Origin of the sequence: Streptomyces capoamus, assembly GCF_014654935.1 — a bacterium.
Classification (GTDB): Bacteria; Actinomycetota; Actinomycetes; order Streptomycetales; family Streptomycetaceae; genus Streptomyces; species Streptomyces capoamus.
This window is the reverse complement of the sequence record NZ_BNBF01000004.1, coordinates 35,418-43,842: the sequence shown is the minus strand read 5'-3', so window position 1 is coordinate 43,842 and position 8,425 is coordinate 35,418. Positions and strand designations below refer to the sequence as shown.

9 protein-coding genes and 1 pseudogene are annotated in these 8,425 nt (G+C 71.9%); 7 read left to right on the top strand and 3 right to left on the bottom strand.

Translation table 11 applies throughout. The features are described from left to right. From IE312_RS39250 to IE312_RS08310, 4 genes are all read left to right on the top strand, one after another. On the top strand, positions 1-641 hold a 641-nt coding region (locus tag IE312_RS39250; protein ID WP_268254297.1), incomplete at its 5' end, for a glycosyltransferase. A 42-nt stretch (positions 642-683) separates the two neighbouring features. After that, a complete protein-coding gene (locus IE312_RS08320) occupies positions 684-1,166 on the top strand; it encodes a hypothetical protein (protein WP_189979846.1) in 483 nt (160 codons plus the stop codon). A gap of 191 nt (positions 1,167-1,357) precedes the next feature. Further along, the gene (locus tag IE312_RS08315) at positions 1,358-2,080 is read left to right on the top strand and encodes a hypothetical protein (RefSeq protein WP_189979844.1); all 723 of its coding nucleotides are present in this window, start codon (positions 1,358-1,360) and stop codon (positions 2,078-2,080) included. Between the two features lie 111 nt (positions 2,081-2,191). Next, on the top strand, positions 2,192-2,752 hold the full coding sequence (locus IE312_RS08310; protein ID WP_229899333.1) for a Fic family protein: 561 nt from the start codon (positions 2,192-2,194) through the stop codon (positions 2,750-2,752). Here IE312_RS08310 and thrS read toward each other — a convergent pair. Both thrS and IE312_RS08300 read right to left on the bottom strand, forming a co-directional pair. Further along, a complete protein-coding gene (gene thrS, locus IE312_RS08305) occupies positions 2,706-3,944 on the bottom strand; it encodes a threonine--tRNA ligase (RefSeq protein WP_189979842.1) in 1,239 nt (412 codons plus the stop codon). The two genes, IE312_RS08310 and thrS, sit on opposite strands and share 47 nt — an antisense overlap. Positions 3,945-4,262: 318 nt before the next feature. Continuing rightward, on the bottom strand, positions 4,263-5,054 hold the full coding sequence (locus tag IE312_RS08300) for an SDR family NAD(P)-dependent oxidoreductase (protein ID WP_189979840.1): 792 nt from the start codon (positions 5,052-5,054) through the stop codon (positions 4,263-4,265). Positions 5,055-5,175: 121 nt separating this feature from the next. Between IE312_RS08300 and IE312_RS08295 the strand changes: the two genes are divergently transcribed. Further along, a complete protein-coding gene (locus IE312_RS08295) occupies positions 5,176-5,787 on the top strand; it encodes a TetR/AcrR family transcriptional regulator (protein WP_370467529.1) in 612 nt (203 codons plus the stop codon). Positions 5,788-6,199: 412 nt separating this feature from the next. Continuing rightward, on the top strand, positions 6,200-7,273 hold the full coding sequence (locus tag IE312_RS08290; protein WP_189979836.1) for a fatty acid desaturase family protein: 1,074 nt from the start codon (positions 6,200-6,202) through the stop codon (positions 7,271-7,273). A gap of 13 nt (positions 7,274-7,286) precedes the next feature. On the opposite strand, the gene msrA is transcribed toward IE312_RS08290, so the two are convergent. Then, on the bottom strand, positions 7,287-7,808 hold the full coding sequence (gene msrA, locus IE312_RS08285; protein ID WP_189979834.1) for a peptide-methionine (S)-S-oxide reductase MsrA: 522 nt from the start codon (positions 7,806-7,808) through the stop codon (positions 7,287-7,289). Positions 7,809-8,088: 280 nt separating this feature from the next. On the opposite strand from msrA, the pseudogene IE312_RS39245 reads away from it, so the two are divergent. Further along, positions 8,089-8,425, top strand: a pseudogene (locus IE312_RS39245) (discoidin domain-containing protein); the annotation flags it as partial.

The window sequence follows — 8,425 nt, the reverse complement described above, 5'->3', positions numbered from 1 at the left end:
GGAACGCGTCCCGGGCCTGGTCCTACCGGCAGACCGTGGACGTGGAGCGCCACGGGGTGCTGCCCCCATGGGCGGCCGGGCTGCCCACGGACCGGCCACTGGTGTACGCCGCGATCGGTACGGCCCTGCCGGTGCTGAGCGAGCACAGGGCGGACACGGCCGAGCCGTTACCGGTCGCGCTGCCGGACACCGCCGAGAGCCTGCGCGCGCTCGCGGGGGCGGCGGCCGAGCTGGAGGACTGCACGGTGGTCGTGTCGACGTCCGGGATGCCGCTGGACACCGAGGGGCTGCCCGGGCACGTCCACGTCACCGAGCGCGTGCCGCAGCCGCTGCTGCTGGAGGCGGCCGACCTGTTCGTCACCCACGGCGGGTTCAACAGCATCCGGGAGGCCATGCGCACCGGCACACCGCTGGCGGTGCTGCCGCACTTCGGGGACCAGCACGCCAACGCGGAACGGGTGGAGGAACTGGGCTTCGGCCGCCGTGTCGCCGACCGCAGCGCGGGGGGCATCGCCGACGTGTGCCGCAAGCTGCTCGCCGACCCCGCTCCCCGGGCGCGGGCCCGGGCGGCCCGGTTGGCGATGCTCACGCTGCCCGACGTCGGACAGGCGGTCGGCGACCTGGAGGGGATCGCCGGGTAGCCCGGCCGGGCAGCCGTACGGATACTCCGGGATACTGCTGCGGTGTTGTCGAGATGGATCGCGGAGATCGCGGACGAGCCCTTGGTGCTGGAGCCCGCGGACAGGGCGAAGGAGCAGCGGACGAACACCTGGGAACTGAGCGCGGATGCCGAGGACAGAAAGTCGTCATCCGTCTCCGACGTGGTGACCGCGTTCGAGCGCACGGCCGACGCGATCCGCTCCCGCGTCCATGCGCTGGGCTTCACCGGGACGGCGACATTTTACGTGTGGCATGACGTTCAGGCCGGTCAACTGCGGTGCTCGACCGGGTCCGTGGCCGAGTCCGAGCTGCCGTTCCGCGGTGCCTACCTGACCTCGGGCAACCTCGCCGCCATCGTCGAGGGGTTCCTCCGCGATCCGGCGCCGGGCAGCGTCGCCCGGCCGGACCTCGACGAGGGGCAGGGCGCGGCGGAGGAAGAGCCCCCCGAGGGGCGGACGGCCGCCTTCCCTGTCTGGGTCCGCAGCGTCGGACGTGCCGCCCATTGACCGCTGCTGCTGTCACCTCGCTCAGGCCCCGGTGGCCGCCCGGCGTCCGCGCGCTCGCGCCGTGCGGGGGTCGGAAAACCATTCGCCATGGCAGGGGCTGCGGCCGAGACTGACAGGTCGATCACATCGAACAGGAAGAGTGGTCAGCCCTGACGTACAACCGTGACACCCTGCCCTTCCCCGACAATCGCGTGCCTCGCGTCACCTACGAGGTCATCCGGGACTGGGACACATTCGACCCGGCTCGTCACCCGTTCGCCTGGGACGAGGCCGAAGACGCTCGTCTCCGCTCGCTGGTCCGCGAGTGGGTGCCGCCCGTGCTCTCCGGTATGGCCGACTGGTGGGAGGGCGAACGGTGGTGCGAGAGCCAGGTGGACGCGGTTCTTCGGGAGCGGTACGGCACCTGGGCCTGGGGGTGGAACTGGTGTTATCGCGACGGCGGCCCCATCGGCAACTGGGTCAGCGGGACGAGTTCGGTGACGACCCCCGACGAGACCGCAGCACGCGTCGTAGCCGCGCTGCTGGAGTGGCGGGAGTGGCTGGAGCGGACGGCCCAGCGCTTCACCGAACTGGCGCCACCGCCGGACGCCTCACCCGAGGAACGCAGCTGGCACCTGGAACGGGCCTGCGTCCGGCTCGTGACCCACGCGCTGGACTCGGGCGCGGAGAACGCCTGGCGCGGCCAGACCTCGATCGTCCTGGGCTGGTTCCTCACCAGCACCGGCATGAACTTGGTCGAAGCCGAGCAGGCAGTGGAGAACGCGATCGGTGGCCGGTTCGAGAGCTGGGTCCATCCGGAGCGGACGCTGATCGAATCCGTCGGCGAGGACCTCGCCGTCGGCCTCACCGGCCACGCCCCGTACCAGGACCACCGTGAGAGGGCGGCACTGGAGGAACTCCATGACCGCTACTGACAGCCTTTCGGTCTGGCTGCGTGTGCGCCGCGAGGTCGACTGGCAAGGTGCACCGGCCCTGCGACGGTTCCCGCCCGGCCGCGACGGGTTCCGGTCCTGGTGCGCGGGACCGTGCGTCTGCGCGACCCGAGACGCGCCGAACGTCTGCTCGCCGCATACGCCTTGGCCCGACAAGATGCCGCACGCCGCGTCCCGCTGGACTTCGCCCTGCTGGCCGGTTGGCAGCGCGAAGTCCTTGCTGCTGCAGAGGTACCGTTCCGCGTCAGCGACGCCTATGCCAAGGCCGGCCGCGAGCGCTACGGCCTGACCCCGCGCACCCAGGCCGATTTCCGTTCCTGCCTGCGCGAGACGAACGACCCGGACATCCCGCTGGCGGCCCGCGCGGCCCGCGCCTACCTCGACGTGGCGTTCTTCCACCCCTTCGCCGATGGCAATGCCCGCGCCGCGCTGCTGACCCTGGTCCATGTTCTGGCCCGGGAGCACATCGTCCTTCCTGAGGTCGGTCCCCTCCAGACCACCCGCTACGCGGACGACCCGGCCGGCGCCGCCGACCTCGCCGCTCTCATCGGGGTGCTCAACCGCCGCCACGAGCAGGACGGGGAGACGTCGAGGTCGGCTTCGTCCGCTACGAGCGGGGCGCGCTGTCCCACAGTTGGGTGCTGTGGGCCTTGATGAGGGTGCTGATGTGGGTCAAGACGGTGCTGACCGGCTGCGGGCCGAGTCGTCGACCGTCCCGCAGACGTAGTGCGACGAGGTTGTCAGCGGCTTCCTCGGCGCCGATGACGGCTTGGTAGGGAACCAGGCGGGCCGCTCGGATGCGGGCGCCCAGACTGCCGCGTTCCGGACCGGCGATCTCAGCACGCAGCCCGAGGTCGGCGCATCGTGCGGCGAGCGCTTCGGCGTTCGGCAACTCGGTGCCGGAGACCGGGAGAATCACGAGTTGACAGGGGGCGAGCCAGGCGGGGAAGGCACCGCCGTGCTGTTCGATGAGATGAGCGACGGTTCGCTCCACACTGCCGATGATGCTGCGGTGGACCATGACCGGGCGGTGTTTGGCGCCGTCCGCGCCGATGTAGCGCAGGTCGAACTGCTCGGGCTGGTGGAAGTCGACCTGGACGGTGGAGAGGGTGGACTCCCGGCCGGCGCCGTCGGTGACCTGGACGTCGATCTTGGGGCCGTAGAACGCGGCCTCTCCTTGGGCAGCCTCGTAAGGCAGACCGGAGCGGTCGAGGACGTCGGTCAGCAAGGCGGTGGACCGTTGCCACTTCTCGGGCGCGGCGACGTACTTGCCTCCGGGGCCCGGGAGGGAGAGCCGGTAGCGGGCCGCGGTGATGCCGAGCGCCTCGTATGTCCGGCGGATCATCTCCAGCGCTGCCTGCGCCTCCTCGGCAACTTGGTCCAGGGTGCAGAAGATGTGCGCGTCGTTGAGCTGGATGGCCCGGACGCGGGTCAGCCCGCCGAGTACACCGGAGAGTTCGGAGCGGTACATACCGCCGAGTTCGGCCATCCGCAGGGGCAGTTCGCGGTAGCTGCGGGAGCGGGAACGGTAGATGACCGCATGGTGGGGACACAGGCTCGGCCGCAGCACGACTTGTTCGCCGCCGATGTCCATCGGGGGGAACATGTCGTCGCTGTAGTGGCCCCAGTGCCCGGAGATCTCGTACAGCTCCCGCTTGCCGATCACGGGTGAGTACACGTGCTGGTAGCCCGCTCGCCGCTCGGCGGCGCGGATGTACTCCTCCAGGGTGTGCCTCACGGCCGCGCCGTCGGGCAGCCAGTAGGGCAGGCCGGCGCCGATCAGCGGGTCGGTGTCGAACAGGTTCAGCTCGCGGCCGAGTCTGCGGTGGTCGTGCGCGGTGGTCATCGCGGTCTCCTTGCTGGGTGCGGGGCAAGTGACCGGGCCTACGACGAAGCCCCGGGGCACTTGCCCCGGGGCTTCGCAATCAGGTCGTCTGTCAGCGCGCCGGGACACTCTCCGGCGTCGTCGTCATGGCAGCGCGCTTCATGCCGATCACCGTAACAGGGACCTCCGGTCTCCGGACGGTCATTTTCCGGCGGTGCTTCCCGCTCCCTTCGCTCGGCAGCCCTGCCGAGGCAAGCGTGGCCGGTGCGCGAGGAGGTGGACTGGAACGGGCCGGGTCCGCGGTGGGCGCGTCGCGCGTCTTCGCCGGCCGCCCGGTGCTCAGCGGCTCGCCCGCTGCGCCGACACGACGGCGTCCAGGACCTTCTCCGCGCCCGCGCGCCTTTGCACCCGTTCGGCGAACCCCGGGAACTGCGAGGCGATCCTGGTCAGCAGGCGCAGTTCGAGCGGAGCCACGTTGATCTCGGCGGCATTGCGTTCGATCGCCCGGGTGACTCCCCTGACGACCTGCCGGGGTGCGACCGTACGGACACCGCCGGGCGTGGGCGAGCCGGTGTCGGCGAACATCCCGACGTCACGGACGAATCCGGGCTGGACGATGGAGACGCCGACACCCGTGCCGTGCAGGTCCTGGCGGAAGGCCAGGGAGAGACCGCGCAGCCCGAACTTTGTCGCGGTGTACAGGGACGACGACTTGGTGGCGGCGATACCCGACAGGGAGCCGACGAAGCAGATGTGGCCGCGCCCACGGTCCACCATGCCGGGGGCGAGCAGCCGTGCGAGCATCGCGGGGGCACGCAGGTTGACCGCGAGCGCCCGGTCGATCTGGTCCGGTGTGTAGTCGAGCAGGTCGCCGCTGGAGGGCAGTGCCGCGTTGGCGATGAGGATGTCGGTACCGGTGGCTTCCTCGGCGAGTCGGCCGACGTCGTCCTCGTCGGCGAGGTCGGCGAGGATCGTCCGGGCGCCGTAGCGGTCGGCGAGGGGCTCCAGCGCCTCGCGGCGCCGGCCGGTGAGGACGAGGCGCGCGCCGCGCGCGGACAGCTCCGCGGCGATCGCACCCCCGATGCCGCCCGTGACCCCGGTGAGCAGAACAGTTGACCCGGCAATACGCACGACGATCCTCCCTGTTGTTCGTTCGAACGAACAGTAGGGACGGCGCGGCCCGCTGTCCACCGCATCCGACGCCCGACGTCCGGGTCCCGGCCGGGCGAGCGCCGGTGGAACAATGCGGAGCATGCCGAACGCCGCCGCCAACGCCGCCCCCTCCGCCGCCACCCGCCAGCGCATCATCACCGCCGTCCTGCGGATCATCGGCGAGGACGGGGTCGCGGCGGTCACCAACCGGCGCATCGCCCGGGAGGCGGGCGTGTCACTCGGCTCGGTGACGTACCACTTCGAGACCCAGCACGAGCTGCTGCGCGAGAGCCTGCTGCACTTCGTGCGCGAGGAGGCCCGGCACTTCACCGAGCTGGCCGACCAGTGCGGGACCGACGGCATCGGCGTGGAGGAGGCGGCGTCCCTGGCCGGGCAGGTGGCGTGCGGCACCGCGCTGGACAGTGCCCATCTCGCCCCGTTCGAGCTGTACCTGCACGCCGGGCGCGACGAGCGGCTGCGGGAGGCGGCGGCGGAGGCGTTCCGGGCCTACGACCGGCTCGCCGCCCGGATCCTCACCGCGCTGGGCGTCCCGGGCGCGGAGCGCCTGGCGGCCACCACGGTCGCCGTGGTGATGGGCCTGCAACTGCGCCGGCTGGCCACCGGAGGCCCGACGGAGGACCTGGTCGACGCCCTCCTGCTGCTCGCGCGCGGCGCTGCCGCCCAGCAGGCGGAACAGGATCCGCCGGCATGAGGACGCCGGTCGCCGCCGCCGTCGCCCGGACCGGCCGGCGCACCCGCACGGCCACCACAGGCCAGACCTGACTCCCAGGGCCCCGACCGTGCCGGACAACGACCGCCCAACCCGTCAAGCGGCCGGCGCAGCCACCCTGGCCAGGCCGGACTCCGGGCCACGAGCAGGCGGGGCACCCGTTTCCCGGATCGGCCGGCAAACCCCCGCACAGCCACCGCGGATCCGCCCTCGCCCCGGACCACGACCGTGCCGGACACCGGCCTCCGAACCCCTCGACAGCGCCGCACGGCCGTCGCGGGCCAGGGTCGGCTCCCGGGGGGGAAACCCCCCGCCGGCCGGTGGGGGTGGACCTCCCGTGCGTACGGTGGCGGACCGGCTTCTGCGAGCCGTACCGCGTCACCAGACTTTTCGCATGACGATCTCTTCCGATGCCTCCCCCGCAGACGCCCGTGCCGCCGTGGGTGCGGGCGCGCCGCGGGCCGACGCCGGCAGCGACTTCGCCCGGCTGTCCCGGCGGATCGCCGAGGCCGGCCTGCTGGAGCGGCGCCCCGGCTACTACGCGGTGCGGCTCACCCTCGTCGTCGGGGCGTTCGCCGGCGGCTGGGCGGCCTTCCTCGCCCTCGGCGACACCTGGTGGCAGCTGGGCGTGGCCGCCTTCCTGGCCCTGGTGTTCGGACAAGTCGCCCTCGTGGCGCACGATCTGGCGCACCGGCAGGTCTTCCGGCGGCGCCGGCACAGCGAGTTCGCGGGACGGCTGTTCGGCAATCTCGGGGTGGGGATGAGCTACGGCTGGTGGATGAACAAGCACACCCGCCATCACGCCCATCCCAACCACGAGGAGCTGGACCCCGACGTGGCGCCGGACATCCTGGTGTGGTCCGCCCGACAGGCCCGGGCCAGCCGGGGCCTGGCCCGCCTCCTCGGCGGTCACCAGGCGGTGCTGTTCTTCCCCCTGCTGGCCCTGGAGGGCTTCAACCTGCACGTCGCGAGCGTGCGGGCGCTGCGGTCGCCGTACCTGAAGAACCGGCTGCTGGAGGGCGTCCTGCTGCTGGCGCACATGGCGGCCGTGCTCTGCGCCCTGTTCCTGGTGCTCCCCCCGGGCAAGGCGGTGGCGTTCCTCGCCGTGAACCAGTGCCTGTTCGGCCTCTACCTGGGCTGTACCTTCGCCCCCAACCACAAGGGCATGCCGACGCTCACCGGTGAGCAGCGGCTCGACTTCCTGCGCCGCCAGGTCCTGACGTCCCGCAACGTGCGCGGCGGCCTGCTCACCGACGTGCTCCTGGGCGGGCTCAACCACCAGATCGAGCACCACCTGTTCCCCGCCATGCCCGCGGTCCACCTGCGCCGGGCGCGGGTGATCGTGCGGCGGTACTGCGCCGAGATCGGGGTGCCGTACCACGAGACCGGACTGGTCCGGTCCTACCGCGAGGCGCTGACGCACCTGCACCGCGTCGGCGAGCCGATCCGGCGGCGGCGCAGGGCGTGACCGGCGGGGTGCCTCAGCTCGCGGGCGACGCGGCCCGGCGCGGCAGCTTCCAGTTCGGGCGCGGGAAGTGGCAGGTGTAGCCGTCCGGGTAGCGCTCCAGGTAGTCCTGGTGCTCGGGCTCGGCCTCCCAGAAGTCGCCCACGGGCTCGACCTCGGTGACCACCTTGCCGGGCCACAGGCCGCTCGCCTCGACGTCCGCGATGGTGTCCAGGGCGACGCGGTGCTGCTCCTCGTCGGCGTAGAAGATGGCGGACCGGTAGCTGCGCCCGATGTCGTTGCCCTGGCGGTCCCTGGTGGTGGGGTCGTGGATCTGGAAGAAGAACTCCAGGACGTCGCGGTAGCTGGTGACCTTCGGATCGAAGAGGATCTCGATGGCCTCGGCGTGGTCGCCGTGGTTGCGGTAGGTGGCGTGCGGGGTGTCACCGCCGCTGTAGCCGACGCGGGTGGACACCACGCCCGGCTGCTTGCGGATCAGGTCCTGCATGCCCCAGAAACAACCGCCCGCCAGCACGGCCCGCTCGGTTTCCGATGTCATCGGTCGCTCCCTCACCCTCGAGCCGCTGTCCGCGCGGACGTCGACGTACGGTTTCTCACGTCCCCCCAGCTTATTACCACCGCGGAGCAAGCACCGGGGGCCCTGGGAGCGCTTCCGCGCAGCTCGCGGCGCCGGAGTATTGACTCGGCAGGCGGCACTGGCGATCCTCGTGGCGCATGGTTTACGCAGACATGACAATCCTGAAACGTTCGTGTCACCTGGCCCGGCCACCCCGGCCGGCCGACCGCGCATCGCCGACCGAGGGACGTGGGCCGTGGCCATGACCAGCCGCCCGTACCGCCGACGCAAGAACGTCACCGCAGTCTCGCTGCTCCTCCTCGTCCTGGCCGTGGTACTCGGCCCCGCCCCGAGTGCGGCGGCCGGGAACGACTGGTGGGTGCCGGGCGCACGGCCCACGCCGGACGCGCAGATCGACGTCACCGGTGAGCCGTTCACCGGCACCGACGCCCAGGGCCGGGTGCGGGGGTTCGTCGACGCCCACGACCACCTGTTCGCCAACGAGGCCTTCGGCGGCCGTCTCATCTGCGGCAAGGTCTTCTCCCCTGCCGGGATCGCCGACGCGCTCAAGGACTGCCCCGAGCACTACCCCGACGGCT